Raw genomic sequence first — 26602 nt, 5'->3', positions numbered from 1 at the left:
CGACGTACTAAATTTTGGAATAAAAGCCAGCGGACAAAGGAGATACACGAGATGTTTTTAACAAAGGATATCGGAATTGACTTGGGGACGGCAAATGTCGTCATTCACGTAAAAGGAAAAGGCATCGTACTGGATGAACCATCCGTCGTCGCCATCGATAAAGCAACAGGGAAAATTCATGCGGTCGGAACGGAAGCACATCAAATGGTCGGTCGGACACCGGGAAACATCGTCGCGATTCGTCCGTTACGTGATGGTGTCATTGCAGACTTTGAGATGACGGAAGCAATGCTGCGTCATTTCATTGATAAAATCGACGTCCGGAGTATGTTCGGCAGCGTCCGGATGCTGATCTGTACACCAGCCAGCATCACGACAGTCGAGGCGAAGGCGATTCGTCAAGCCGGTGAAAAATCAGGCGCTAAAACCGTATTCCTCGAAGTCGAGCCGAAAGTCGCGGCTGTCGGAGCAGGCATGGACATTTGGATGCCGGCCGGACACATGGTAATCGATATCGGCGGCGGAACGACGGACGTCGCGGTTCTCTCGATGGGAGACATCGTATGCGGAGAAACGATCAAAGTCGCGGGAGACCGGTTTGATCAAGACATCATCCGGGCAATCAAAGACAATCATAAATTGATCATCGGCGAACGGACCGCTCAAAACGTCAAAATGACGGTCGCAACCGTGTCAAACGAGGGACGTCAAGAAGAGATGGACATTCGTGGTCGTAATCTCGTGACGGGACTCCCGGACAACATCACGATTTCTTCACAAGAGATGCATGAAGCGTTGAGAGAAGCCGCAATGGAAATCGTCGAAACGACGAAACGAGTGCTTGAAAAGACGCCACCTGAGCTTGCGGCGGACATCATCGACCGTGGGATCATCCTGACGGGCGGCGGAGCCTTGCTTGACGGTATTGATCAATTACTCGCGAAAGAACTCGGACTTCCCGTTTTGATCGCAGAAGATCCGATGTTATGTGTGGCACGCGGAACGGGTGTCATGCTCGATAATTTAGGAAAATAAACGATCATCTGATCGGTATGACTGCAGACGACATCTAATTGTGGATTGTCGTCTTTTTGTGCGGAGGAAGGCATGGAGAAACGGAGCAAATCAATTCAAATCCTAGACATTTCACTTTGTGAAGTGTATATTAGAAGTTGTTGTATTGAAACGGAATTACCATTAAAAAGGAAGTGATGCCACAATGCCATTGTGGAAACGAAATTTAGTTGTTGTTTGGATCGGTAGTTTTTTGACCGCTGCCGCCTTAAGTTTAGTCTTACCGTTTTTGCCCTTATTCATTGAAGAACTTGGCGTCGATGGACGTCAGGAAATCACGACCTGGTCGGGTGTAGCATTTGGAGCCACGTTCCTCGTCGCGGCAATCGTTTCACCGATATGGGGACGATTGGCGGATAAAAAAGGACGGAAGTTGATGTTACTGCGTGCCAGTCTCGGTATGTCGATCGTCATGTTCTTGATCAGTTTCGTTCAAGATGTGTATCAACTTGTGTTTTTACGACTCGTCATGGGAGCTGTTTCCGGATTCATTTCTGCCGGCATCACCTTGATCGCGTCACAAACCCCGAAAGAGAAAAGTGGCTGGGCGCTCGGTACCTTATCAACCGGTGGGATTGCCGGTGGATTACTTGGACCTCTGATTGGAGGATTCCTTGCCGATATGATTGGGCTTCGACCCGTTTTTCTCTTTACGAGCATTCCGCTCTTCCTAACGTTCCTCGTCACGTATTTTTTCGTCAAAGAAGAATTTGTGCCTCTGCAAACGAAGCAGATGGCGTCAGCGAAAGAAATCATTCAGTCATTACGTCATCCGGAGCTGATTTTAAGTCTCTTCTTGACGACGTTTTTGATTCAGTTTGCGGCACAATCGATCAGTCCGATCTTATCGTTGTACGTCCGGGAACTCAGTCCCGGTACGGAACGCTTGGCGTTACTGTCCGGTATCGTTGCATCCGCACCCGGAATCGCGGCATTGATTGCAGCGCAACGGCTCGGTCGGTTATCGGATAAAATCGGGGCAGAACGGGTCTTGTTCTTCGCCTTACTGGTGTTCGCCGCCTTCTTGATTCCGCAAGCGTTCGTGACGGATACGAGTCAATTGATTGTCCTGCGGATGGGAATCGGCTTTGCGACTGCGGCCTTGATGCCGTCGGTGCAGGCGTTACTCCGGAAACATACACCGGCGAATGCTTCCGGTCGGATTTTCGGGTACAATCAGTCAGCCCAGTTCATGGGGAATTTCCTCGGACCACTCGCGGGTGGTCAGATTGCCGGTCACTTCGGTTTTGAAGCATTGTTCCTGTTTACCGGTCTGATCGTCATCACGAACGCGGTACTTGAACGGACCCAAACGGCTGTCCTCAGCAAAAAACATTCTTAAGACACGTTAAAAATGCGGTGTCGCCTCATCAGGCGGCATCGCATTTTTTTTGAGATGAGTTAAGACAGCAGGAAGACATCATCGAGTTTCAATTGCTCGGAGTGTTCAAGAGCTTTGATGACATGTGCGGACTGTGCCCGGACTTTATAATCCGCCGCATAATGGAACAAGCCGTTATCGAGTTCGGTCAGGCTGAGCGGCTCGATTAAAATTCTCGGATGCACGACATCCGTCAGTTGCAGGGACAGTTCGATTTGATGATTGATCGGCAAGCGGATCGACGCATAAAAATGAACAGACCGGTTCGTACTGCGCGTGATCAAAACAGATGACGCACCGACCGTAATAGCCTTTCCATTCAGACGGGTGATGGAAATGTGCCCGTGGAGTGACAGCAACGGTTTTTTCGGCGGCTGATGAATTGCTTCCATCGGTTGAAGGGTCGATTGTGTCAACAGCGGAGCGATTTGGTCGGCATGGACCGGACGGCTGAACAAATAGCCCTGAACCGCATGACATTCCAGATCGCGAAACCGATCGAGCTGTTCCAGTGTCTCGACCCCTTCGGCGACGACGAGTAGATTCAGCTCTTTCGCAAAGTAGGTAATGCCTTTGATGAAGGAGCCGACAGCCGGATCTTCTGTGAGCCGGGCAGCAAAGGAACGATCAAGTTTCAGACTGGTCAACGGATAATCAAACAGACTCGTCAACGACGAAACACCGCTCCCGTAACTGTCCAATATGATTTGAACACCGGCTTGATGCAGGTGTCGTAACGTGTCTTTTACGAGCTCAGAGTCGTGCAACAAGGCATGTTCCGGAATCTCGAGCTTCAACAGCCGAGACGGGACATGATGATGCTGCAAGGCTCCGATGATCGTTTTGGCGAACTCACTGTGCAACAACTGTTTCGGAGAAACGTTAATGGAAATCGGAACGACCGGCAAGTCGTCGCGCAAGAGCTGTTGCAGCAGGGAACAGACGGTTTTGATGACCCAGTTGCCAATCGGCTGATAGCAGTCGCTTTCTTCCGATAAGGGAATAAAATCTTTTGGCGGAATCCGTCCCCATTCCGGATGCTCCCAACGAATCAATGCTTCAAATGACAACAGACGACCGTTCCAAATATCGACTTTCGGCTGATATTCGAGGAACAGTTCTTCCCGTTCAATCGACTGCTTCAGACTGACTTCAAGCTGATGACGGCGGTACATCTCAAGGTTCAGCTGTGACGTATAGAACTCATAACCCGGTCGTTTGTTCAGTGTCGCCCGTGTCAAAGCCCGGTTCGCGCCATGCATCAACTCGGAAGCGGACGTTTCCGTACCGTCAAAATGATTGATGCCGATCTTTAAGTCAGGCGAAATCGTATAGCCGTCAATGGCAATCCGTGTCTCATTGAGTGCAAGCAGTTTCTGACAGAGCAGCTTCAAATGGGATTCGTCAAACGGATCGGTCAGGAGAAGAGCGTAGTGATCGCCGGAAATCCGGGTACAATAGGCGTCCGGAAGATAGTCTTGCAACAGTTCCGTTGTTTTTAAAAGCCACTGGTCCCCGATCGTATAACCGATGTGCGCATTGACTTGATCCAGCTGGTTAAAATGGAGTGCCATCAGGGTGCACGGGGATTGTCTTAAAATCCGGTGTTCGAGCTCTTCCAAAAACAACAGCCGGTTCGGCAGTCCGGTCTTTTGATCAAACGACGAGAGTGTCCGAATTGTTTCTTCCTGTTGCTTGAAGACGGTGATATCGGACACGATGCCTTGATGCCCGGTTGTGGCGGTGTCCTGTTCATTCCGTAACGGCATTCGGATTTCATCCAACCAGGTCCACTCTTGATCAATCAGAAAACGATACGTCAATTGGACCTGTTCACCCGCGAGGATCTGTTCATTGGCATCAGCGAGCTTCGGCAGATCATCCGGATGAATGAGTTCATGGACGGTAGAAGGACGATTTTGAATCTGTTCCAGTTCAGACGGGTGGGTTTGTAAAAAGCCGTGAGCAAAAAAGAAGAACTGTCCGCTCTCATACTCTGTTTGATAAATGGCGGTCTCGACACGCGAGAAAAAAGAATGCGAAGCGGCAGGCGGTGCGGAAGACGGGTGAAGAAGGGGCGGGCTCGTATGGAAGATGAAGCTGAATACGTCCTGCTGACCGTCTTGAAACTTCAGTCCCTCGCATTGCACGTATTTGGAATGAAGCAGCTGTTGATTCATGCGTAACTGACAGGAAACCGGCACAGTGCCGCCCTTTTTTAACAGTTCAATTTGTTTTTTAAACAGATGCCGGTCGTCGGGATGGATTTCTTGAATAAATTCTTCATAATTCATGGAAGTGAGACGGTGTTTGGATACATCGAGCAGTGAGGCGAAGTGCGGTGACAGGAAGATACGATTCGTCGACGGAACATAATCCAAAAAAGCGATACTGTGGATCGATTCCGTCAGTTGTTGTTTCATGGATAACTGCATGTGTTGAAAACGCAGCTGAATGTGTTGCGTAATATCGCGGGCGATGCCGTAGACGCCGATGATGACACGATTTTCATAGATCGGAATGTTCGTGACGTTCATCGTCAAGAGGTGTCCGTTCCGGTGCGAGACTTCTGCCGTAAAATGAACGGTTTCTCCCTGCAAGGCCTGTTGTTTGAACGGTGCAATCCGAGCGGCTTCCGCCGGGCTCAGGAAATCACTGAAATGTTGCTGGTGCAGCTTCTTGCCTTCATACCCGAGCAGAAGCGAGAGCTTTTGATTAAACGAGACGATATAACCGTCCAGATTTAACGTATAGACGGCATCCGGATGATTTTCTAAAAAATGAGTGGCATCTACCAGTTGTTTAAAATCGAGTGAGCCGTTGATGAAGGATTCCGTGTTCTTCTTCTTAAAGAAGGGCATGCTGTCACCTCATATCTACATCTTTTTTAAAATTATAACAATTTATGGGATTCGCGCCTATCAATCCTCTTGAAATTTAAGCAAATGTCTTTTGAAACAAAAAGGCTAGGTCTTTCGATGCATCTCTCTCGGGCATTACCTTTTTTTTCAAAAAATATTCATTTTGATTAAAATAGACCGATATACTGATAGAAGAGAATTGAACATGAAGTCAATAAGGAGCGAATATAGATGCTACGAGGAATGTATACGGCGTCCAACGCCATGCAAGCGTTACAACGGCAACAAGAGATGTTGAGCAATAACCTGGCGAACGTCAGAACACCCGGTTTCCGAGCTGATCAAGCGTCTCTGCGGACATTTCCGGAGATGTTGATTCAGCAATCGGCGGTAAATGAGCGGACGGGTGTCCGGTCAAAAGGAACGGTCGGTACACTGGCGACCGGTGTCTTCATGCAGGCAGCGACACCGAACTTTGCCCAAGGATCGATCACGGAAACCGGTAATGCGACGGATTTACAGATCAGTTCAGAAACAGGCACACCGATGTTTACGGTATTCCGTGAGAATTTACAGGAATTCGGAACAGCCGAACGGGGAGAAACCCTTTATACGACGAATGGCCAGTTTTCTGTCGGCACGGATGGTTTATTGCGGACGACGGATAATGAGTTAGTGCTCGGTGAAGACGGGAATCCGTTGAATGTCGTCAACGAAGATTTTATCGTGAGTGCGGACGGTGCCGTCACGGACGGGAACGGACAAGCGATCGGCCGATTGGGACTCGTTGTGACAGGAAACCCGGAAGAATTGGAACGGGTCGGGAATGGACGTTACCGTTCACCTGAACCACTTGAGGCAGGGGCTGTCAAAGTCGATCAAGGTGTACTCGAACTCGGAAATGTAGAAGTTGAGCAGACGATGGCCGAGATGAATGCCGGTCTGAGACAGTTCGAGGCGAATCAAAAAGTTATTCAAGCGTATGACCGGACGGCAGAGAAAGCCGTCTCGGAAATCGGACGCGTCCGTTAATCTGAGGAGGAATTCATGCAATCACTCTATACATCCGCGAGCACGATGGCGCAGCTTCAAAAGCAACTCGATACAACGGGGCATAATCTGGCGAACGTAAACACGAACGGCTATAAACGCCGTGATGCCCAGTTTAACGAGCTGCTCGTCCGTAACATCCAAAATCAGCCGCCGGGACTGACGACCGGTCCGTTGACGACACCGCAAGGATTGCGGTTAGGGGTAGGCGGATATGTGGCGAATGAAGCGACACGTTTTACGAACGGGACGTTTAAAAAAACGGATCGTGCACTTGACGCGGCACTTTCGAATCCGCATCACTTCTTTATCGTCAATGATGGTGGAGTTGCAAAAGCGACGCGCGACGGCAATTTCCAATTGTCCCCGCAGGACAATGGTCAGATTCTGTTGACGGATGATGCCGGTCGTTCGGTGTTAAATGCGGCGAATGATCCAATCGTCTTACCGGCAGGAGCGACCGGTGTGGAACTCAATAAAGACGGTAACGTGACGGGAATCGTCAACGGAGAACGACGTGTCCTCGCACGGATTGGCGTTGCCTACGTCGAGAATCAGGATGACTTAACGGATGTCGGCGGCGGTTTATACACATCCAATGCAGAGTATCAAGAAGTCCAGGGGAATCCATTGACGGTCGGGACACTGGAGACATCGAACGTCGACATGGGAACTGAGATGACAAACTTGACGCAGATTCAGCGGGCGTACCAGTTCAACTCGAAAGCCTTGATGACTTCCGATCAGATGATGGGGATCGTCACATCGCTTAAATAATGCTGTTACTTTTCAGGTATGAGGTTTTAAAAAAGAGCGGGCAGAATCGGGTTTTAATCGATTCTGTCCGCTCTTTTTATGAAGTGACATAATTTCGATTGATCCAGTGATGGAAAATGATTTGTTTGATCTTCGATATTAGAAGAGCAAACAGGGTAATGGTTAATGAATAGAAATATTCTATTTACTAGTTTTTTTCTTTCCTGTATGGTGCGGCACGGATTATACGAAGCAGAGGCAAAGGGAATAATCAGGGTTCATATTCCGATTTTTTTAGGATTAGCAGATGAGACCGATGTCTGCTTCATGAAATTGGTCGGTAAGCACCCAATCACACTCCGTCAATGTATAACAGATCATCATTCGATTTGGGTAAGTGAAGGGAGGGACGACGCATATGATTACTCATGAGAGAGCGGTATTCGTTCGTCAGTGTATCTTCGATTATTACCATCGACTGAACATCAACTGTCGAGTGACGATTTTTACGGAGCAACCGTTACAGTTATTATTAGATTTCGATTCGAAGAGAGAAGAATTATTCACACCACGACGCCGAAGTCACTCTTGCCGTCATCTTCATGCTCACCTCGTCTCCGCGTTAATTACCTTTGATGAGTTTTATACGCATGTGTACATGACGAAAGCTCCTTTTTCATCCATGACACGTTATTGTCTCTTGGTGGTTTGATGAATGAACAGGAGACGTCTGCTCATTTTCAGGGGAAGAACATTCAGGGGTCTAATTGAATGCTTGGATTAGGATCGTATTTTCCATTCTTTTCGGGCATGTTAAAGGAGTAAACCGCAACCGCGTCAATCAATCTTTTTTCAGCTCTTCTCTTACACTCATCTTATACTGCTATACAAAAAACGTGCCCTGTCCATTGCGACAGCGGCACGTTGTGTTTAATCTTCGTACGTTAAAATCGTTGAGATGACAGCAATCGGGAACCGGATCGTAAAGGTGGATCCGAAACCGACTTCTGATTCGACGTCGATTGTTCCGTTATGATGCTTGACGATTTCTTTACAGATCGACAAACCGAGTCCGGTTCCACCGATCTTGCGTGTTTCTGAATTGTCGACACGGTAAAACTTATCAAAGAGTTTGGACATCGCTTCTTGCGGAATTCCGATACCTTGGTCGCGGATTACGATTTCAGCAAAGCCATCTTGATTTTGAATCTGGATCGTGATGTCACCGCCATCCGGTGAATACTTGATCGCATTACTGAGCAAGTTGTTCAGCAACTGCTTGATTTTTTCCGCATCGGCGTCGATCATGATTGGACCGATTGCTTCGAACGACAGTTGATGGGTCGTATGAGACGCATCGTGGAAATCAATCAGTTCACTCGCCAGCTGGACAAGATCAAATGTCGCCATCTGATAACGCTGTTCACTCGATTCCATGCGCTGGACGTCGAGGAAGTCATTGACGAGTGTCGTCAACCGACCGGTTTCCGAGTGGATCGTCGTCAAGTATTTCCGTTGTTTCATCGGATCAATTTCCCGGTTGAGCATCAGTTCCGTAAAGCCGAAGATGGACGATAACGGAGTCCGCAATTCGTGCGAGACCGTCGAGACGAATTCTTCTTTCATCCGGTCGGCTTCCGTTTCTTTCGTGACATCCCGCAAGACGAGCATCGTACCGACCCAAATCTGATTGATTTGGATTTTCTCGGCATAAATCTGGATGAACGCACTTTGCGAGCGGATCGAGACGACGAGACTGTCTTTCGGTAAGGTCTGTTCGACGATTTGTTCGATATACTGCTCAAACGGTTCCGGCTCGTCCATGATCGCGGACAGGGCGGACATCGCCTGACGGAAGGACGACAGGTTGCTTTCGTCCTGATATTCCGTCTGGACTTCCGGGAACAGTTTCATCAACGGATCGTTGACGAGCAGTTCATCCGATTCGTGTTCGATGTAGACGACCGCTTCACGGATCGAGTTCAGGAGTTGACCGGTCTTGTTTTTCTCGTGCATCATTTTTTCATAAATCCCCATCCGCATCAGAGAAAGCGACAACTGGTGCGAGAACGACAGGATATCGCCCATCTGTTCCGGCGTGAAGGCATCGCGGTAACGGACGAGGTAGACGCAGGCGATAATCTGTTCTTCGTTCGGATCCAGAATCGGAACGGCGACTTCATACATATAGTACGGATACGGCAACGGACTGTCATGAGCGACCTGTTTCGACGAATGGACCGGACGCTTCAGGACACGTGCCCGGTGGAACAGGGACTGGTCGTCTTTGACGAGTTGACCGACCATATCTTCCGTCATTCCGTATTCAATCGTCGACCGGACATCATGCTGATCGAGGAACAGCAAGGCTCCGATTTCCGAGTGCGTGATCGAGACGAGTTTTTCAATGATTTCCGGATAGGCAGTCAATGTCTCACGTGACGCGAGTGTCTCGGTCAGTTCGTTGCGGTACTTAAGATGTTGTTCGCTGCGTAATGTGATTTCAAGCGCTTCTTCCAGTTCTTCTTGCTGCGCCTGTAATTCTTCCTGCTGGGCGACGAGTTCTTCCTGTTGGGCTTGGAGCTCTTCGTTTTTCGCCAGCATGTGAACCTTATTGTCGGCGATTGACGCGGCCATTTGGTTGAACGATGTGGTCAACGTATGCAGCTCGTCGTGACGCTTCGGCAACGGAATGGCATGGATGTCTTCTCCGCCTGCCAGCAGGGCACTGTCACGGGATAACGTATTGACTTGCTTCGTCACGCGGCTAATGAACGGGCGGACGAGTAACAGTAAGATGAGGATCAGGACGGCAAGATTCGACAACCAGATGAATTGGGCAGTCCGCATTTCACCGAGCAGGCTGGTTTTAGCTTCCGTTTCCTTGTCCTGGATCAACGTCAAATAATTGGCGAGCAATGTATCGATCCCGGCTGCGTCGGCATCCGTCGTCAAGCGGCTGTTGGAGCCTTTTAGCGTGCCATTAGCATTAAACAAATCATCTCCGCTCGATAAGGCGGCGAGTGTCTTTGGATCCATAAACGTTTCGTCGATCGATCCGTCCTTTTTTCCGGCGACGTATTCCGTCAAGAGCGGCAGTGCCGTCCCGAAGTAGTCGTTATGGAGTGTCCGCGTCGCGCGGGCGTACTCTTTTCCTTGTTCATAGATGGCGTATTTTTCGAACCAGGTCGTCAACCGGTTGATTTCACGCTCATTGGCTTTGATCGTGTCGAGCATTTCCGGTGTGCCGAACAGCACATACGATTTCACATTGCTCTGCACAAGTGTCCATTCGTTGGCTAACGAATTAGCGTTTGTCCGGCGTTCCCGTAAATCATCGAACGTCGCGTTCGTCTGATCGATTTTTCGTTCTGTATACGTGTAGACGATGGCGGACGTCACACTGAGGGCAATGAAGACCATATAAAAAGCGAACATTAATTGTCGACCAATTTTTTGATTAATCCATTTCACTTTTTTTTATCCTCCATATGTAATGTTGTAGGGTACAAAGAATGACTCCAGTATTTCTATCTTACTTAATTAAACAAGCATTCATCAAACTTTAACACGCAAACATGTAAAAAAGATATTTTATTTACTGGATTTTCAGCCTAAAAAAACAAATCGTTCCTATTCTAGTCAGTTTATAAAAAATAACGCTTCAACTATTTTTTGAAAATAAGGATTAGAAGGGGCAGGGAAGAGGGAAACTAAGGAAGGAGATGCACTTATTTTAATCATAAGGAAGTGACACGATGCAAAAAATGTTTGAAAACAAATGGTACCGCGGTGCCTGGTGGATTATGACGCTGCTTGTCATCGTCTGGATCGGCAATCACGTGACGTTCCTGTTCCGACCGGTTGCGATCTTACTGCAAATGGTCGTCCCGCCGCTCGCAATCGCCGGTATTCTGTATTATGTCCTGTTGCCGATTGTCGAGTTGCTCGAGAAAAAGATGAAGCGGCGTCCTGCTGTCATCATCGTTTTGGTAGGTTTGATCAGTATTTTGACGACACTCGGATTCATTTTTGGTCCGATGTTGTCCGAACAGATCACACAGTTCGTCAACTCGATTCCGACACTGGCGTCGCAGTTCCAGCGTCAACTGGTGGACGTCCGGGATCAGCTGGAAAGCAGTGCCTTCTTCTCCCGTTTCCTCAGCGGACAGGATGATCTGTTCAACAAGTTCTCCGGAAATATCTCGGAATATGCGTCATCGTTCCTGAAAAACATCGGAACCGGAGTCGGCGGCTTCGTCAGCGTCATCACGACGACGGTCGTCACGATTGTCATCATTCCGATCATGTTGATTTACATGTTGCTAGACGGGGACAAACTGAAAGGTAATCTCGTCAAGATGATGCCGTTTGAGTACCATAAGGAAACGAAAAAGATTCTCCATGACGTCCACTTGACGATCATGAGCTACATCCGGGGGCAGGTCATCGTCAGTATCGGCGTCGGAATCATCGCCTATATCGGTTACTTGATCATCGGGATTGATTACGCACTGTTGCTCGCCTTGTTTGCGACCTTGACGAATATCATTCCGTTCCTCGGACCGGTCATCGGTGTTGTACCGGCATTGATTGTCGGATTCATTCAGGATCCGATTCTCGCGATTTACGCCGTCATCGTCATGACGGTCGCCCAACAGATTGATTCGCACATCATGTCACCGCTCGTCCAAGGGAAAACACTGGATGTCCATCCGCTGACGATCATCATCGTCTTGCTGGTCGCCGGAAACATCGCCGGATTCTTTGGTGTCTTGCTCGGTGTTCCATTCTACGCCGTCATGAAAGTCGTCATCTTGAATATCCGTCGTCTGTATCATCTGCGGTCGCAAAAGAAGATGGTCATCGCCGAAGACGATAAGACGTTTAACACGATTGTGACGACAAAAGACTGACTTTTGAATTTTACAGGCGATTGCGTCATACTGAAAGCGTAGCCGATTGTGTCATGAAAGGGGTATGTGTCAGATGGATCAACGTCATGTAGAAGAACAGGCTGATTTATTGGCTCTCCAAAAGTTTCAGCATAATTTCGAGAACAGCTTAAAATCGAGTGTCATTTACATCCTGCGGGACGGTGCGTTGACGATTGGTGAGATCGAACAACGTCTCGATCAGTCGCACGGTCAGATTTTGGAGCAATTACAAGAGTTGATTGAAGACGGTCTCGTCTTGCAACAGATGTCGGAAAAGGTGCATGGTTTGGCCTACTCCTTAACCGGTCCGGCGGAACAACTCGTCCGTCAGTTTAAAGAATCAATCACGTGGAGTAAGCAACACATTACGTACTAACCCATTCGCCCTTTTGAGCAGCCGCTCGAAAGGGTTTTTTTGACGAATACAATTGTGGAAACATGTATAAATCTTGAAGCGAAACCGACATAATGAAGGAAACTGACATGACGTCAAAACAGAAAGAAGTGACCGGTATGAAAAAGGTGTTGCTGTATGTCCTGATTCCAGTATGTCTGGTATTCGTCGTCATCAAGTGGGTTATTCCGACGGTTGACGGCGGAGCGGATCCACCGTCCGTCAAGCAGAAATCCGTCGCCGTCCTTCGGAAGTGGGATGAAGGTCAACTGAAACAATTTGACCGGGAAGACCGGGTCGGAACGACTTATACGCTAGGTGGGCTTGAAGTCGAGACACTGAAGGTCGAGCCGCGGGATACCGTCCGGACCACTTCCTTATTGCGCGTATCAGTTTCAAAAGAAAAGCTGGTGCAAGTCGGAACCGGATCAGAACGGTTTCTGGCTTTAACGGTTACGATTCAAAATCAATCGGCCGATCCGCTCGAAATCTCAAAAAAACTCGGCGAATATGAAACAAAGGGGGAACGGACGGCTGTCATCCATGAAAACCATCCGCTCACCGGTACGTATCGGGCAGAGGAAGAGCGTACCGGCATCTTATTCATTCCGACGAAGCAACGTAAGTTGACGTCCGGGTATCTCGATCTGGCATACCAAACGAGATCGGGGGAACAACAAATTCGTATTCCGTTAAATCAACAAAAAAACTGACCGGATCGCATAACGATTCGGTCAGTTTCATTATTTTTGGACGGAGCTGAACGATTCTTCTGATTCAATACCGGCTTTGTTGACAGCAGTAACAATAAAACGTCCTGTCGCATCTTCAGGCAGCGGGAAGGCTTTTCGTTCAATCGATTCGGTTGAACCTAATTTTTTCCGTTTCCCGTCCTGTTCTTGATATACATTGTACTGAACGACTTCTTCGTCCGTCGAAGCGTACCAGTTCACGAATCCGCCTGAGACACGGACATTCGTCGCTGGTTTTGGCGGTGTCTGGACGGGGTCAGAAGCTTTTTCATCCAGTTCCGTGAAGACGACGAGACGGTTGTCATATGTGCCTTCATTTTCGTCATAGACTCCGATACAGGTGATCAGATTCAAATTCCGTTGATCGGAAGCACCAAAGATTTTTTCGAGCGGTGCATCGAGGTGTCCGTATTCGACAAGCTTTTTAACACGGAAGACGAGTGTACGGCCTGATGCATCTTTGATTTTGATGGTCTCGCCCTTTTTCAGTTCATTCAGACGATTGAAGACGGCAGGACCGGTCTTCGTATCGGTATGACCGTCGATGACAGCATTTCCGACATCGCCCGGACGGGGACCGAACTTGTACCAACCGACTTGTTGTTCGTTTTTCGGTGTTCCCATGGCCCCTTGTTTATCGAGACCAACTTGTTCGACTTTTGATTTAATATCAAGCGAATCAATCGTCAAGGTCTTCGGGAGCTCGACTTGATTCGTGGACAGACTCTTAAATTCTTTTTTAAAGATTTCCGACGGTTTCAGAGGATCTTCCTTTGTCTCGGAAGTTGCCGCTTCTGTATCCGCATTCCCTTGAACGATCGTGGTTTCCGTTTCCTTCGAATTGCCGAACAGAAGGAAAACTAACGTTCCGACGGAAACGAGCATCAAGAGCACACTGACCGGTAATAACCATTTTTTCATTATACGTCACTCCTTTCCGAGACAAAGTCTCTTACACCTGCACAGAAAAAGGATAGTGCCGAGGCGCTATCCTTTTTAGTATACCCGAATTCTTATGCGTTTTGACGTTTGCGGGCAAGGACGATTCCGGCTGCACCGAGTGCGAGACCGAAGAGTGCGATTGCGCCTGTCGTTGCTGCTGTGTTGTTGTCGCTCATGCCGCCGTTACCTGTGTTTGGCATTGAGCCTGGTGTACCGTCCATGAACTTCTCTGGTGATTGTTTGACGATTGCTTCACCAAGGTTTGCACCCACGCCGTACATGTAAGCGTAAGACTCACGGAACGTATCAACTGATCCTTTGTAGTCGCCTTCGACATACTGCATGAACGTATCTTGGACATACGTTTCGTGGCCGGATACGGCTTCTTGTGCTGCTTTTGTCGGAAGGTTTTCTTCCGTTGCTGCACCAAGGAACGCACCGAAGTCATTTGAGAACATTTTGAGCATCTCTTGTGCGTCACCCATCAATTTCTTGTCATCGTTGATTGCTGCTGTGACAAGGTTAGCTTGCGCTTCGATGTGGTTTTTCGTCCAAACTTGCTCGAACTGATCCGCACCTGCTTGACCGTAGACCGATTTCATTGCCGCTTTGAAGTCAGCTGTGTGCATGTCTTCTGCCCAGTTTGCTGCATCGTAGTCTTTTGCTTTGTCGACGCCTGCCGTCATGCTGATGTTCGCCAGTGCGACGTGCTCAGCTGCGAGGCTGTTGAGTGTTGACCGGAGGTCAGCTGCTTTTGTATCCGCTTTTGTGTTGTCGAACTTCTCAGGCATTTGAGTTGTAATCGCGACTGAGAGTGCTTTCGAGATGTCATACATGCGGCTGTATCCTTCGCGGAACGTGTTGTACGATCCTTCGTAGTCACCGGCTGCATATTGTTGAAATGTTTTATAGACGTCCGCTTCATGGGCACGGAGAACTTCTTCCGCTGCTGCCTTCGGCAGTTTACCTTCTGTTGCTGTATCTAAGAAGCTTGAGAGATCTTGAACGAACTCTTCCGTTTCTGCTTTTGAAGCATTGATGCCGTCTTGGTCGTCCGCTTTAACGGCTTTGACGAGATCGGTTGTGTATTTGTTGTGGTCAACGAAGATTTTTTCGAATTGTTTTGCGCCTTCGTCGCCGTAGACAGAAGCAATCGCTGGTGTCATGTCGAGTGCGTTCTGTTTAAGTGCCGCTTCGTAATACTCCGCGTCTTTTGATCCGTCATATTGTTTTTTCATGTCCATGACGGCAAGCACGAAGTGCTCAGAGAGTAATTGATCAAGTGTTGCACGAAGGTCAGCGGCTTTTGTTTTGACCGTGACGTTTTTCGCGCCGTCCTCATGTTTCATGTCGTCCCCGCCACCGGAAGCGAATGCTGCCGTTCCTGGTAATACGAGTGCTGCTGCCATTGCTGTTGCTGCGAATTTTTTCGTGTTTTTCATTTTGTCTCATCCTCTCAAATTTGGGTGTAGTGTATCAGGTGTTTGGTAGTGGTTGTCTGTAGCGTTCTGAACAGCATACGCGCAAGGGATTTGTTTGGATTTAAAATTCGCAAAAGTTTTTTTGCAGGACCGGCTGAAATTGGTTTTCTTCCTTATATACAATTATCAAAGTTTTTTTTACAGGTTCATGGTTTTGGCATGTTACACTGAAAACAGGAACCGAATATAGCGGGATTGCAACTATTTAATACCAGGTACTAATATGCTATACTGTTCTTTAGACTGAACCATGAAAGGTGATCAAGATGGTACAAAATCAAGCAGGAACAGACCAACCGACCCGTGAACGTCTGAAGCGTCACCAACAGACGAAAAACGGTCAGCAGCAGGAGCAGGAACCGAAGCAGCGTCAAAAAATGCGGAACTATTCATCACGTCGTGTTCCGATTGTTGCCCGTTTATTGATTGTTCTTCTTTTAGTTGCCGTTGCCTTAGTCATCGGTGCGATGGTTGGGTATGCGACACTTGGTGGTGGCGAAGCGTTGGATGTCCTCAAGCTCGACACATGGACCCGCATCACCGATTTTTGGTCGAAATCTTAAACTAACCAGTGATTGGAGCTGTGTCCATATGTATACGATTGAACAAATCAAAGAAGTGATTCCGCACCGTTATCCATTTTTGCTCGTCGACCGGATTTTGGAAGTCGAGGAAGGCAAGCGGGCAGTCGGCATCAAGAATGTCACGGCCAATGAAGAATTCTTTAACGGTCATTTTCCGGATTACAACGTCATGCCCGGTGTGTTGATTGTCGAAGCATTGGCTCAAGTCGGTGCGTTTGCGGTCCTCAAGATGGAACAGAACCAAGGGAAGCTGGCCTTTTTCGCAGGTATTGAAAATTGCCGTTTCAAGCGTCAAGTCGTCCCCGGTGATCAACTTCGGCTCGAGGTCGAATTGACGAAGCTGCGTGGACCGATCGGTAAAGGACGTGCCACAGCAACAGTCGACGGGGAAGTCGCCTGTACTGCTGAACTCACTTTCGCGATTAAGTGAAAACGTAATGAAGCGCTGGTTGATTCCTCTAGCGATTTCGCTGCTGATCATTCCCGGTTGTCAGCGTGCCGATAAAGTGGAGACTGCTTCCCCGACAGTCATCCTCGATCCTGTCAAACGCGCCGGACAAGCTGAAAACATTTCGGCTCAGATTTCAACGATGGACAAGGACCGGATGCGTTTAACGATCCGGACTTCCAATGATCTTCGACTCGATGATCAACAAGTTGATATCCGACTGGACGTCGCCAACCAATCGATTCCATTCCCGTTCGTTTCCTTCACGGCAAAAAAGATGGGGGAAGTCAGAACCTATACGTCGGATACGACGGTCGAAGAGCAGGTCTTCGATGAAAAGCGTTTACCCGTCCTCATCATCGATGCTGGAGCAGGGCGCGGAATTGAAATTCCTCTTGAAGTGGTCAAATAAAAAACAAGCAGATGGTCTCTTATGCATCAAGAGACGATCTGCTTGTTTTTTTATTTGACGGCGCGGACGGCCTGATTGGCATTGAGTCGACCGTATCCGTATGTTTGATCGTAGCCCTTTGCACCAAGATCGACAGCGGACTGCTTTAAAATCGTTTCGACCTGTTTCGCTGTCAATGAAGGTTTTAGACTGAACAGCAGGCTCGCGACGGCCGTGACGTGTGGAGCAGCCATCGACGTCCCGCTCGAATAGGCGATTTCACCGTCGTGGATGTAGCTCGGAATCATCACACCGGGAGCGACTAAATCGAGTCCTTTTCCGTAATTTGAAAACGATGCCCGGGTGTCTTTTGAAGTCGTCGCTCCGACGGCGACGACCGACGCGAGTCGTGCCGGATAGTTGAGCGACGATTTCGCTTTGTTTCCGCTGGCGGCGACGAGGACGACATTTTTACTCTTGGCATAGGCGACTGCTTCTTCGAGTGCTTTTGACGATTCGGACAGAACGAGACTCATGTTAATGACTTTTGCCCCATTCTTAACGGCATGCAAAATACCGCGGACGACATCCGAGTTCCGTCCTTCTCCGCGATTATTCAAGACCCGGATCGGAATGATCTCGGCTTGCGGATTGATGCCGGAGATGCCGAACGCGTTATTGCCGGTCGCAGCAATGATACCGGCGACATGACTGCCGTGACCATTTTCATCCCAAGATGTTTTCGTCTTCCGGATGAAGTCGTATCCGAGGTCGGTCCGGATCCGTCCGCTGAAATCCGCATACGTGGCGTTAATCCCCGTATCGATGACGGCGACGCGGGTTGTCCGAAGTGTTTTCGTCTGAATGTATTTCTGCATCGCCGTAAACTGGATATCGGCTCCTTTTTTCCCGTTCTGTTGTCCCGTATTGGTCAAGGACCACTGATACCGGCGGAATGTATCACCGGCGCTTTGGACGGGCAGGTCATACTCGGCATAGGCGACGTTTGACGAGGCCCGGAGCCGTTTGAGGGCCGCTGCCGCCAATCGTTCGGAAGGAAATTTCAGCTGTTCGACGGCGGTCCCGGAGGTGAAGGGAAGCGGAAGCCGTTCGGCTCCTGCCGTCAAAGATTGTTTCAGGCTTCCCGGATGTTTCAACTTGACGATCAGACTCGTCGATTTGGCTGTCGAAGCAGCCGTCTTCATCGGTTGAAGCGGTGTCAGCGACCGGAGATGGATCGGCAACTTGTACGTGGCACCCGGTGTGCCTTTTAATTCGAGATACTGCTTGCCGGACCAGCTGAACGGAAAAATCAGGGCGGCATCTTTGACGGCGTAATAGTACGGATAGACCTGACGTTTTATGTAATCGGTCTGGCTCGCGAAGACGGAAGCGGAAAATGACCGTCCGGCATCAAATTCAATATGGGTCGTCTCTTTGGCATAATCTTTTGATTCGAACACCCACGTCGCTTTTCCGGAAGCATCAAACGTTCCGGTGACGGTCCGCTGTTTCGTCTTTAAGGAAATCGCGGGAAGTGTTTTGACGCTGGAAGGACTTGCTGCGTCGACAGTCGAAAAAGGAGAAGACAGGCTGGCTGTCAACAGGCTGAAACAAATAAGCGTTTTATGCATAGGACATCACAATCCTTTTCTACAGGTTAAAAAAGCTCTATTTCCTATTATGGGTTGTTTTGGTCGAAGGCTCAAGAAAAGAATGTACTGGTGTAATTTGTCGATATTGTTTAAAATTTAGGTATCCTTTTTTTAGAAATGGAGCTGGACTTTACATAATGAGAAAAATAGGAATTTTACTGCTCGTGAGCAGTTTCTTGATGAGCTGGGTGCCGCCTGTTCAAGCCGAAACGAATTGGGATGTCACGGCGAGCGGCAAGAATCCGTATACGCTGTCGTTCACAGGAAGTGGAACGGTGACGGTCACGTCCGATGTCGAGTTATCGTCGGAGACGGATTTGACGGAACCGATTGACATCGAACAGACACCGACGGTTGATTTTGAGGCAGCGACTGCCCCACATGTCACCGTCATGGAAGAAGAAACGGGAAAAGCAGTAGCACTCGTTTTCGGGCAGGCGCCGGAAGATGAGACGGAAGAACCGGCTGTTCCGCAAGAAAAGCCGCCGGTCACGACGGACGATACACCGGCTGTTCCGAAAGAAACGAAGAAAGTGCAAGTGAAACAAATGCCGGTTAAAAACCCGGACGCCGTCACCCAGTCGACGGGTCCATCAATCGGATCAATCAACGGAACCGTCTGGTACGATCAAAATGAAGACGGGATCCGGCAAGAGACGGAGCCGTTGCTTGACGACGTTAATGTCTTTTTGATGAATCCGAATCATGATGTCTTGGAAGCAGCCATCACGTCCAAAGGCCGGTACACGTTTTCGTCCGTCCAACCGGGGACGTATCTCGTCAAAATCGACGGATATGAAATCGGGCTGTATACGTTTACGAAGAAACAGCAAGGCGACGATCGGATGCTTGACTCGGACGTTGATCAGTACGGTGGAACGGGTGTGACGATGAAGAATCGTGACGTCGTGCTGGATGCCGGGATGACGGAAGGGAACGAAGACATCGCGGAATCTCACTTCCTGACGGTGACGAACTTCATTGACGAAGACCACAATCAGTTGCCGGAAATGAACGAATCGTCGGTCCGTGCGACCTACAGATTGCTCGATACGATGACGGGAGAAGTTCTGCCGGCGGAAACGGTGGAAGCGGAAACGGCATTGAACCGCGAAGTGCCGCTTGGTACATACATCTTAAAAATCGAGCTGCCCGCCGGTTACCGTGCGCGGGCAATCCACCAAGCAAACTACGACAGTCTGGAAGCAGAAGACGGCAGTGTCATGGAACAGTATGAACAATTCGTCAAAGGCTTGAAGCGGACGCCATCGGACGCTGTTCTTGACCTGACGCAAAACCGTCAAGGGACGGTCGTCGTCGTGGAAGTCGAAGCGGAAACCGTCGCACCGACGGTCAAGCCAAAACCAAAACCGGTCGAACAACAGAAACCGGTACAGGTGACCAAATCAACGAACGTCGCACCGGCTGAGAAGAGTACCGCGCAGTCGGAAACACCATCACGGGCAGAACGGTTACCACAAGCCGGCGAAGAAGAACCGTTCCCGTACGCGCTGGCCGGAACAGGTCTTGCCACAGTCGGACTGTGGTTGCTCATGCGACGGAGTGCGTAACAGAATATAGAATCTTGGCTTTAGCAGGGAATGGATGTAAAAAAGAATCTCTCTTTTCTTCACCTGTTTTTTCATGAGCGACACAAGACCCGATTTTCTTCCGATACAGGCAGAGAGTCGGGTTTTATATGTCTTTGACGGGTCTCCGTTCGCTAAGGAATCCTTCGTTCTTTCACGCGCTTTCGTCAGGGATAAGTAAGACCCGGCAAGACGCATGTCATGCGGGTTGTCGCGGCTTACTCCCGCCCGTGGAAAGCGAGGATGGCAGAACCGTCCGTTTGGATCGACACAAGCAAAAGTGATGTGTGTCTTCTTTGACACACACGCACACACATGTGTATAATGAGAATAACCAATCCAAAGAAATGAGGGATGAACATGTTGACGACAAAACAAATCAGTGAATTGCTGCGCGTCTCCGAGGAAACGGTCCGCCGCTGGATCCGCACCGGGGAATTACATGCGGAACAGGATGGAAAAGGGTATTTGGTCGATGAGCTGGCGTTAAAACGTCTGGTCGATGAAAAATCACAGATTCCGGGTACGGCGATGAACAAGATTTTACCGATCATCAATGACATGTTTGGTCCGGAAGCGGCAAAGTTCGCCAAGTCGAACCTGTTTGATCCGCTCCGTCAATCGATGGATCAGGCAGTCCCGAATCAGGAAACGAACTCGGAATCCATCACGGAGGAACTCGCTCAGCTGAAACGGAAAAAACGCCGTTTGGAACTGGAACACGAGCTGAAGTTGCTTGAAATCGAAGAAAAAATCGCGCGTCTTGAACAACGTATGAAACAGATCTAAAAAAACATCCGTTGCCCACCTGCTCCTCTACCGGAACGGGCGTCTGCAACGGATGTTTTTTTATGCCTCAAGAGACAGTCGGCGGTTTCGCCTGCTGTTTCTTTTTTTTACGCCAAAACCAATAGCCAAGCCCGAGTGTGATCGGAATGGCGGCAAGGTAGGGATTGGCTTCTAAATAACTGATGATCTCAAACAACGCGAACCATCCCGAGAACAAACCAAGGATGAGTAAAATCGTCCGAATTACTTCAGGAAGCCGGCGGATACGATACGCGAAGAGGCAGATGAGACTAAAAATGATGATCGCCATGTGCATTCCTCCTCTTTCGTAATTCAGTATAGCGTATCCAAAGAGCTTTTTCGATGCACAAATCTTCCGTGCTCCCGTATAGTAGAGACAGAGAAAACGATAAGGGACGTGATGAGGTGCAGGTAACGGTAATTGGAACAGGGTACGTCGGGCTCGTGACGGCGATTGGACTCGCAGAAAACGGACACGAGGTCATCTGTGTCGATTTAAACGCCGAACGGATGGAACAATTGACGAAAGGAATCCCGCCGATCACGGAACAGGGAATCGAAGAAGCATTGCAGGCGAATGCGGCACGGATGACGTTTACGACCGTCTATCCGGAGTCGGATCTGTATTTGGTCGCGGTCGGAACACCGGAGCGGGCGGACGGGAGCTGTGATTTGACGGCGGTCGAAGCGGTCGTCGCACAAATCAGCCGCTTGAATCCGGAAGCGAACGTCGTCTTGAAGTCAACGGTTCCGCCCGGCACGACGGAACGGCTCCAGCAGAGCTATCCGGAGTTGCGGTTTGCGATGGTTCCGGAATTTCTCCGGGAAGGGACGGCACTAGCCGATAACCGGGCCCCGAGCCGGCTTGTCATCGGGACGCGGGATCACATGCTTGCCGAGCGGCTCGAAACATTGTTTTTGACGACGGCACCGATCGTTCAGGTCGATCCGACGACGGCCGAGCTGACGAAATACGCGGCGAACAGTTTTTTAGCCGTCAAAATCAGCTTTATCAATGAAATCGCCCGTCTCGCGGACGCGGTCGGCGCGGATGTCGCCGAAGTCGCGCACGGGATTGGTCTCGATCCACGAATTGGACCGGCCTTCTTACGGGCGGGCGCCGGTTACGGCGGTTCGTGTTTCCCGAAAGACATCGCCGCCTTGACGGCACTGGCGAAAACATATGAGACACCGCTTCACGTCATCGAAGGCGCGGATAAGACGAACGAGGCACAACTCGATTACGTCCTGCAAAAAATCCGTCCGGTCAAAGGGCAACGGATCGCCCTGCTGGGTCTTGCCTTTAAACCGGGAACGGATGATTTACGGGATGCACCGGCGTTACGTCTCGCGGAACGTCTGGAAGCGCTCGGGGTCCATATCACGGGATACGACCCTGCAGCGAAGACATTGCTGGATCAAAAACCGACACTGGACGAAGCGATCACCGGAGTGGACGCTGCCGTCATCATGACCGAGTGGGACGAGATGAAACAACTCGAACCGGAACGGTTGCAACGTCTCATGCGGACACCTCGTCTAATCGATGGGCGCAACTGTTGGGCATATGCCGACCGTCCGCACGGCGTGGAATATGAAGGCATCGGCCGTTACAACCAAACATTTACGAACAATCAGATTCGTTGACCTGTCATATAGGGTGGAACCGTTTGCCGGTTTCACTCTATTTTTTTTGACGGAGGAGCGGACAGATGAACATCGACTACTTTGCAGTTTTACCGAGCGGACCTAAAGGTGCGTTGCAGACACATTGTTTAACGAATGGACCGAGCGATGCTCGACGAGATGAAGACTGGGAACGGGCTGTGCATTACGGAGCGGGCGTGATCCGGGTCCGGGACTCTGGTGTCGAGCTGCGGATTCCGATCGAGTTCGGATTTGGCTACGTCCTGCAATACTTCAAACATTTTTTAGAAGCGGAACAAAAAGAGCGGACGGTCCGGGAACGCCTGCAGGCCCAACTCGACTGGATCGTCCGTGCCTTGCCGGTGCAACTGCGGCAGGCGGGCAAGCAGATTCTCCTTGAAGGCGAAACGACACATCGTTTTCCGCGAGGACCGTTTCTCGAAGCGCTACGGCACACGATGAAGCGGAGTATCATCTAAAAATAGGATGAATCAGAAAAAATATAGTTAAAAATAATAAAAACGAAAAACGAATTGACTTATTATTGAAAAACACTATCTAATAGGAGATGAAAAATGTTAAATTATGTGATGGAAATCGGAAAAAATCATTATATGTGATAAAAGGAGATAGAACTGTGAAGAAAACGAAACAGATTTCAGCTGGTCTACTGGCGACACTCGTCGCGACGAGTGGTCTCGTCTTAACCCCGCAACAGGCGGCTGCGTATACATCGAACGAGAAACTCGACAACCGGGTCATCTTCCAAAGCTTCAGCTTGTTCCAACCATACGAAAGCAACATGTACACGGAACTTGCAAATAAAGGAAAAATGTTGAGCGATTGGGGTATTACCGATGTTTGGATGCCGCCAGCGTACCGCTCATTCAGCATGGCGCGTTATATGGAAGGGTATGCGATCGCCGACCGGTATGACTTCGGTGAATTCCCGCAAGGACCAAACAAGTCGATTCCGACGAAATACGGAAAAGCGGACGAGCTGAAGGCTGTCGTCCGGGCGATGCATGCAAAAGGCGTCAACGTCCAGATGGACCTAGTCCCGAACCAAATGCTTGGTTTGACACAACGTGAGATGGTGTACGTGCAGCGGACATCAAGCTCAGGCGATCTCTTTACGAATCCGTACACGACACAAACAGCTTCGAAGACGATTGCCGTTCCTTACCTTGCCTATACAAAAGGCGGCGGTGAAGGACAGACGAAGTACGGCTACATCAAAGAATGGAACAAAAACTACTTAAACGGAACGTCGTTGCAAGGTCAGGGACTCGGTCGGATCATGACGGACGAAGCCGGTAAAGCCTACCGCTATTTCGGAGCGGATCACCCGAGCAACTATTTGCCGGAGTGGTTGATCGAAGCGGCGAAGACGCAAAGCCTCAATGTCGTCGATACGTATCTTGCGATCGACGGATGGTACGAAGTATCGAAAGACAACTGGAAACCGATGCTGACGCAATATACGAAGGATGCCGGATATTTGGCGTACATGAAAGACCAAGGCTATGCGACGAAAGCAGATATTTTGGCGGAGTCGGATAACGGCAAAGTCGCGGCACTGACGGAAGCTTACGTGAAGAGTCAGGCGAACTACGGCTACGGATCGGAAGAGCGGTCGTTCCAAAACGATAACTCAGGGATCGATACGGAAGATCAATTGTTGTTCGTCGATGAAACCGGTGATCCGGTGCAGGCGTTTAATCGGACGATGTCCGGCAGCGAGGAGTTCCTCGTCGGAGTCGATATCGCGAACTCGAATCCGAAAGTCATCAAAGAACAGAAACACTGGATGAAGTGGATGCTTGAGACATACGGCTTCGACGGTTTCCGGATCGATGCGGCGTCGCATTACGATACGGCGATCCTCAAGGCGGAAGCCCAGCTCGCACGGGAACATTTCGGCGCACGTGACCACCTCAGCTACATCGAGAGCTATAAAAATATCCAGAACGACTACATGAAAGCCCATGACAACGAACAACTCGTCATGGACTCGAGCCTGTACTTCACATTGCGCGGCGTCCTCGGGAAAGCGAGCTCAACAAAATGGTTGAGTGATATCGCGAAGTATTCGACGGTGAACCGCGAAGGTATGGGATCGGCGAATCCACAGGCGAACTGGTCGTTCGTCAATAACCATGATCAAGAGAAAAACCGTGTCAACCAGATCATCCTCGATACGCTCGGGATTAAATCGAATGCCCGTTACGCACCGGGAACAGAAAAATCACTCGATCAGCTGTATACAAAAGAGTTGGAGCAACAAGCACTCAGCATCTACAAAAAAGAGCTGTCGAGTCCGGTCAAGAAGTATTCGATGGACAACGTCGTCTCGCAATATGCGTACCTGTTGACGAACAAAGATACAGTGCCGACAGTCTACTACGGCGACATGTACCAAACGGATGCTCCTTATATGAAGAAAGAGACACCGTACTTCAATGAAATCGCGAACTTACTGCAAGTCCGCAAGAACTACGCGTACGGGAAACAACGCGTGACGAACTACACATCAAACACGACACAAACAGCCGGTAAAGACTTGATCGCGAGCGTCCGTCTCGGAAAAGACCGCAAGACAGGCGTCGCGACGGTCATCGGCAAAAATGCGGCACTGGATACGACGATTAAAGTCGACATGGGCAAAGTCCATGCGAACCAAGTCTTCAAAGAAGCGAGCGGCGTCAGCAAGACGAAACTCGTCACGGATCAAAACGGTATCTTGACGGTACCGGTAAAAGGAATCAAGACGGCAGAAGTCAACGGTTACCTTGGTGTCTTCGTACCGGACGCAGCAAAAGCACCAAGCGTCAGCGTCGAGCAGCCGAACGTCTACCAAGGTAAATCGACGACGGTGAAGACGAAACTGAACGGCACGACGTCAAGCAGCACAAGCGTGTCGCAGACGGTAGCGGATACGAAAATCGCAACGGTTGACGCAAAACAACGTTTGCTCGGCAAAAAGACCGGCAAAACGACGTTGACGACAAAAGTCTCGCTCCAAGACGGATTCGTTCTTTATGCGACGACACCGATCGAGACAAAGGCAAATGCTGTCGTATTAAAAGCGACAAGCCAAACGCTCCGTAAAGGACAAACGACGACGATCGGTTATACGTCAGCGACGGATACGATCAAATCGGTCACGTATGTCTCAAGCAACAAAAAAATCGCCACCGTTTCTGCAAAAGGAACAGTCCAAGCGATCAACAAAGGGAAAACGACAATCAAAATTACGTATACGACGGCCGGTAACCAGACGGTCAATAAAGTCTTTACGGTGACGGTCAAGTAATCACGAGATCTACACACTCAAAACGACTTGTTCTTTTGCATAACGCAAAGAACAGGTCGTTTTTTGCTTTGCTGAAATCGGTACAGAACGGACAACGGAAGCACATGAAATTGTATTTCATTTTAGTATCACGGTACATCGCGGAAAGAAGCGATGACTTATCGTAGGCATAAATACCTATTTAACAACTTGTTTTGAAAAAATCTTAAAAAAAAGCGTTAGGTAAGATTTTATTAAATCGCCCTTTTTTCAAAAACAGAGTGACTAGTACGAAATTAGATTGTAATTTTTCATAAAAAAAAGATTCGACAAACAAATCGATTCGCGTGTCGGGTTTTGTCGAAAAGGCTTACATTTTTAAAATGTGGTAAATCAAAAATTCAATTAACAGTATTCACCATGTAAAAAATTTTACTTGTGTCCATAAGATTGCATTTTTATTACAAAATAAGGGTTGTTGATTTCTGATTCTTTCGGTATATTTATTCTTGTAGGTCGAGACAACTGGTAAACAGTGGGATTAACCTGCAAATT

Annotated in this window: 21 protein-coding genes; 15 read left to right on the top strand and 6 right to left on the bottom strand. The window is 49.1% G+C overall.

Going from position 1 to position 26602, the window contains the following annotated elements:
• Positions 1 to 51 precede the first annotated feature (51 nt).
• Both mreB and ACHA8N_RS15895 read left to right on the top strand, forming a co-directional pair.
• Positions 52 to 1035, top strand: a complete 984-nt coding sequence (mreB, locus tag ACHA8N_RS15900) for a rod shape-determining protein MreB (RefSeq protein ID WP_393966295.1) — start codon at positions 52 to 54, stop codon at positions 1033 to 1035.
• A 184-nt stretch (positions 1036 to 1219) separates the two neighbouring features.
• On the top strand, positions 1220 to 2416 hold the full coding sequence (locus tag ACHA8N_RS15895) for a multidrug efflux MFS transporter (protein WP_147510264.1): 1197 nt from the start codon (positions 1220 to 1222) through the stop codon (positions 2414 to 2416).
• Between the two features lie 59 nt (positions 2417 to 2475).
• On the opposite strand, the gene ACHA8N_RS15890 is transcribed toward ACHA8N_RS15895, so the two are convergent.
• Positions 2476 to 5316: a sensor domain-containing protein gene (locus ACHA8N_RS15890; protein ID WP_393966294.1), complete on the bottom strand. Its 2841-nt coding sequence runs from the start codon at positions 5314 to 5316 to the stop codon at positions 2476 to 2478.
• Between the two features lie 231 nt (positions 5317 to 5547).
• On the opposite strand from ACHA8N_RS15890, the gene ACHA8N_RS15885 reads away from it, so the two are divergent.
• The gene (locus ACHA8N_RS15885) at positions 5548 to 6348 is read left to right on the top strand and encodes a flagellar hook-basal body protein (protein ID WP_393966293.1); all 801 of its coding nucleotides are present in this window, start codon (positions 5548 to 5550) and stop codon (positions 6346 to 6348) included.
• A 15-nt stretch (positions 6349 to 6363) separates the two neighbouring features.
• Positions 6364 to 7143: a flagellar hook-basal body protein gene (locus ACHA8N_RS15880; protein WP_393966292.1), complete on the top strand. Its 780-nt coding sequence runs from the start codon at positions 6364 to 6366 to the stop codon at positions 7141 to 7143.
• Between the two features lie 909 nt (positions 7144 to 8052).
• Here the strand turns inward: ACHA8N_RS15880 and ACHA8N_RS15875 are convergent.
• Entirely contained in the window at positions 8053 to 10596 is a 2544-nt protein-coding gene (locus ACHA8N_RS15875) for a HAMP domain-containing sensor histidine kinase (RefSeq protein ID WP_393966291.1), read from the bottom strand.
• Positions 10597 to 10880: 284 nt separating this feature from the next.
• Between ACHA8N_RS15875 and ACHA8N_RS15870 the strand changes: the two genes are divergently transcribed.
• The 3 genes from ACHA8N_RS15870 to ACHA8N_RS15860 all read left to right on the top strand — a co-directional run bounded on the left by ACHA8N_RS15870 (position 10881) and on the right by ACHA8N_RS15860 (position 13166).
• On the top strand, positions 10881 to 12038 hold the full coding sequence (locus tag ACHA8N_RS15870) for an AI-2E family transporter (protein WP_393966290.1): 1158 nt from the start codon (positions 10881 to 10883) through the stop codon (positions 12036 to 12038).
• A 73-nt stretch (positions 12039 to 12111) separates the two neighbouring features.
• Positions 12112 to 12435: a winged helix-turn-helix transcriptional regulator gene (locus tag ACHA8N_RS15865; protein WP_147510270.1), complete on the top strand. Its 324-nt coding sequence runs from the start codon at positions 12112 to 12114 to the stop codon at positions 12433 to 12435.
• A 107-nt stretch (positions 12436 to 12542) separates the two neighbouring features.
• The gene (locus ACHA8N_RS15860; RefSeq protein ID WP_393966289.1) at positions 12543 to 13166 is read left to right on the top strand and encodes a hypothetical protein; all 624 of its coding nucleotides are present in this window, start codon (positions 12543 to 12545) and stop codon (positions 13164 to 13166) included.
• Between the two features lie 30 nt (positions 13167 to 13196).
• On the opposite strand, the gene ACHA8N_RS15855 is transcribed toward ACHA8N_RS15860, so the two are convergent.
• Together ACHA8N_RS15855 and ACHA8N_RS15850 are read right to left on the bottom strand one after the other, a co-directional pair.
• Positions 13197 to 14126, bottom strand: coding sequence for a class F sortase (locus ACHA8N_RS15855; RefSeq protein ID WP_393966288.1), 930 nt, complete (start codon positions 14124 to 14126; stop codon positions 13197 to 13199).
• Positions 14127 to 14218: 92 nt separating this feature from the next.
• Positions 14219 to 15589 (bottom strand): copper amine oxidase, encoded by a 1371-nt coding sequence (locus tag ACHA8N_RS15850; protein ID WP_393966287.1) that lies wholly within the window; start codon positions 15587 to 15589, stop codon positions 14219 to 14221.
• Between the two features lie 305 nt (positions 15590 to 15894).
• On the opposite strand from ACHA8N_RS15850, the gene ACHA8N_RS15845 reads away from it, so the two are divergent.
• From ACHA8N_RS15845 to ACHA8N_RS15835, 3 genes are read left to right on the top strand one after another with little or no spacing between them, the layout of a single operon-like run.
• Positions 15895 to 16191, top strand: a complete 297-nt coding sequence (locus ACHA8N_RS15845; RefSeq protein WP_147510273.1) for a DNA-directed RNA polymerase subunit beta — start codon at positions 15895 to 15897, stop codon at positions 16189 to 16191.
• Positions 16192 to 16219: 28 nt separating this feature from the next.
• Positions 16220 to 16642 carry a 3-hydroxyacyl-ACP dehydratase FabZ gene (gene fabZ / locus ACHA8N_RS15840; protein WP_012371522.1) on the top strand — a complete coding sequence of 141 codons (423 nt, stop codon included), beginning with the start codon at positions 16220 to 16222 and terminating at the stop codon, positions 16640 to 16642.
• A gap of 7 nt (positions 16643 to 16649) precedes the next feature.
• Positions 16650 to 17072: a hypothetical protein gene (locus tag ACHA8N_RS15835; protein WP_147510274.1), complete on the top strand. Its 423-nt coding sequence runs from the start codon at positions 16650 to 16652 to the stop codon at positions 17070 to 17072.
• Between the two features lie 50 nt (positions 17073 to 17122).
• Here the strand turns inward: ACHA8N_RS15835 and ACHA8N_RS15830 are convergent, their stop codons facing one another.
• Positions 17123 to 18685, bottom strand: a complete 1563-nt coding sequence (locus tag ACHA8N_RS15830) for a S8 family peptidase (protein ID WP_393966286.1) — start codon at positions 18683 to 18685, stop codon at positions 17123 to 17125.
• A gap of 158 nt (positions 18686 to 18843) precedes the next feature.
• Between ACHA8N_RS15830 and ACHA8N_RS15825 the strand changes: the two genes are divergently transcribed.
• Complete coding sequence (locus ACHA8N_RS15825) at positions 18844 to 20277, top strand: SdrD B-like domain-containing protein (RefSeq protein ID WP_393966285.1); 1434 nt, start codon at positions 18844 to 18846, stop codon at positions 20275 to 20277.
• A gap of 378 nt (positions 20278 to 20655) precedes the next feature.
• Positions 20656 to 21084, top strand: coding sequence for a helix-turn-helix domain-containing protein (locus ACHA8N_RS15820; RefSeq protein ID WP_393966284.1), 429 nt, complete (start codon positions 20656 to 20658; stop codon positions 21082 to 21084).
• Between the two features lie 67 nt (positions 21085 to 21151).
• Here the strand turns inward: ACHA8N_RS15820 and ACHA8N_RS15815 are convergent, their stop codons facing one another.
• On the bottom strand, positions 21152 to 21394 hold the full coding sequence (locus ACHA8N_RS15815; protein WP_147510277.1) for a hypothetical protein: 243 nt from the start codon (positions 21392 to 21394) through the stop codon (positions 21152 to 21154).
• A gap of 116 nt (positions 21395 to 21510) precedes the next feature.
• Between ACHA8N_RS15815 and ACHA8N_RS15810 the strand changes: the two genes are divergently transcribed.
• The 3 genes from ACHA8N_RS15810 (at position 21511) to ACHA8N_RS15800 (ending at position 26068) form a co-directional block, all read left to right on the top strand.
• Complete coding sequence (locus ACHA8N_RS15810; RefSeq protein ID WP_393966283.1) at positions 21511 to 22752, top strand: UDP-glucose dehydrogenase family protein; 1242 nt, start codon at positions 21511 to 21513, stop codon at positions 22750 to 22752.
• Positions 22753 to 22817: 65 nt separating this feature from the next.
• Positions 22818 to 23231 (top strand): hypothetical protein, encoded by a 414-nt coding sequence (locus ACHA8N_RS15805; protein ID WP_393966282.1) that lies wholly within the window; start codon positions 22818 to 22820, stop codon positions 23229 to 23231.
• A 158-nt stretch (positions 23232 to 23389) separates the two neighbouring features.
• Positions 23390 to 26068 (top strand): glycoside hydrolase family 70 protein, encoded by a 2679-nt coding sequence (locus ACHA8N_RS15800; protein WP_393966281.1) that lies wholly within the window; start codon positions 23390 to 23392, stop codon positions 26066 to 26068.
• The last annotated feature ends 534 nt before the right edge of the window (positions 26069 to 26602 follow it).

The sequence above is a fragment of the Exiguobacterium sp. S22-S28 genome (assembly GCF_043359615.1).
Lineage (GTDB): Bacteria > Bacillota > Bacilli > Exiguobacteriales > Exiguobacteriaceae > Exiguobacterium_A.
The sequence above is the reverse complement of the archived record's forward strand: the minus strand, read 5'-3'. Positions and strand labels throughout refer to the sequence as shown.

Coding starts and splice junctions, on each gene's coding strand:
- mreB (WP_393966295.1), top strand. CDS start 52: ATGTTTTTAACAAAGGATATCGGAATTGACTTGGGGACGGCAAATGTC.
- ACHA8N_RS15895 (WP_147510264.1), top strand. CDS start 1,220: ATGCCATTGTGGAAACGAAATTTAGTTGTTGTTTGGATCGGTAGTTTT.
- ACHA8N_RS15890 (WP_393966294.1), bottom strand. CDS start 5,316: ATGCCCTTCTTTAAGAAGAAGAACACGGAATCCTTCATCAACGGCTCA.
- ACHA8N_RS15885 (WP_393966293.1), top strand. CDS start 5,548: ATGCTACGAGGAATGTATACGGCGTCCAACGCCATGCAAGCGTTACAA.
- ACHA8N_RS15880 (WP_393966292.1), top strand. CDS start 6,364: ATGCAATCACTCTATACATCCGCGAGCACGATGGCGCAGCTTCAAAAG.
- ACHA8N_RS15870 (WP_393966290.1), top strand. CDS start 10,881: ATGCAAAAAATGTTTGAAAACAAATGGTACCGCGGTGCCTGGTGGATT.
- ACHA8N_RS15865 (WP_147510270.1), top strand. CDS start 12,112: ATGGATCAACGTCATGTAGAAGAACAGGCTGATTTATTGGCTCTCCAA.
- ACHA8N_RS15860 (WP_393966289.1), top strand. CDS start 12,543: ATGACGTCAAAACAGAAAGAAGTGACCGGTATGAAAAAGGTGTTGCTG.
- ACHA8N_RS15855 (WP_393966288.1), bottom strand. CDS start 14,126: ATGAAAAAATGGTTATTACCGGTCAGTGTGCTCTTGATGCTCGTTTCC.
- ACHA8N_RS15850 (WP_393966287.1), bottom strand. CDS start 15,589: ATGAAAAACACGAAAAAATTCGCAGCAACAGCAATGGCAGCAGCACTC.
- ACHA8N_RS15845 (WP_147510273.1), top strand. CDS start 15,895: ATGGTACAAAATCAAGCAGGAACAGACCAACCGACCCGTGAACGTCTG.
- fabZ (WP_012371522.1), top strand. CDS start 16,220: ATGTATACGATTGAACAAATCAAAGAAGTGATTCCGCACCGTTATCCA.
- ACHA8N_RS15835 (WP_147510274.1), top strand. CDS start 16,650: ATGAAGCGCTGGTTGATTCCTCTAGCGATTTCGCTGCTGATCATTCCC.
- ACHA8N_RS15830 (WP_393966286.1), bottom strand. CDS start 18,685: ATGCATAAAACGCTTATTTGTTTCAGCCTGTTGACAGCCAGCCTGTCT.
- ACHA8N_RS15825 (WP_393966285.1), top strand. CDS start 18,844: ATGAGAAAAATAGGAATTTTACTGCTCGTGAGCAGTTTCTTGATGAGC.
- ACHA8N_RS15820 (WP_393966284.1), top strand. CDS start 20,656: ATGTTGACGACAAAACAAATCAGTGAATTGCTGCGCGTCTCCGAGGAA.
- ACHA8N_RS15815 (WP_147510277.1), bottom strand. CDS start 21,394: ATGGCGATCATCATTTTTAGTCTCATCTGCCTCTTCGCGTATCGTATC.
- ACHA8N_RS15805 (WP_393966282.1), top strand. CDS start 22,818: ATGAACATCGACTACTTTGCAGTTTTACCGAGCGGACCTAAAGGTGCG.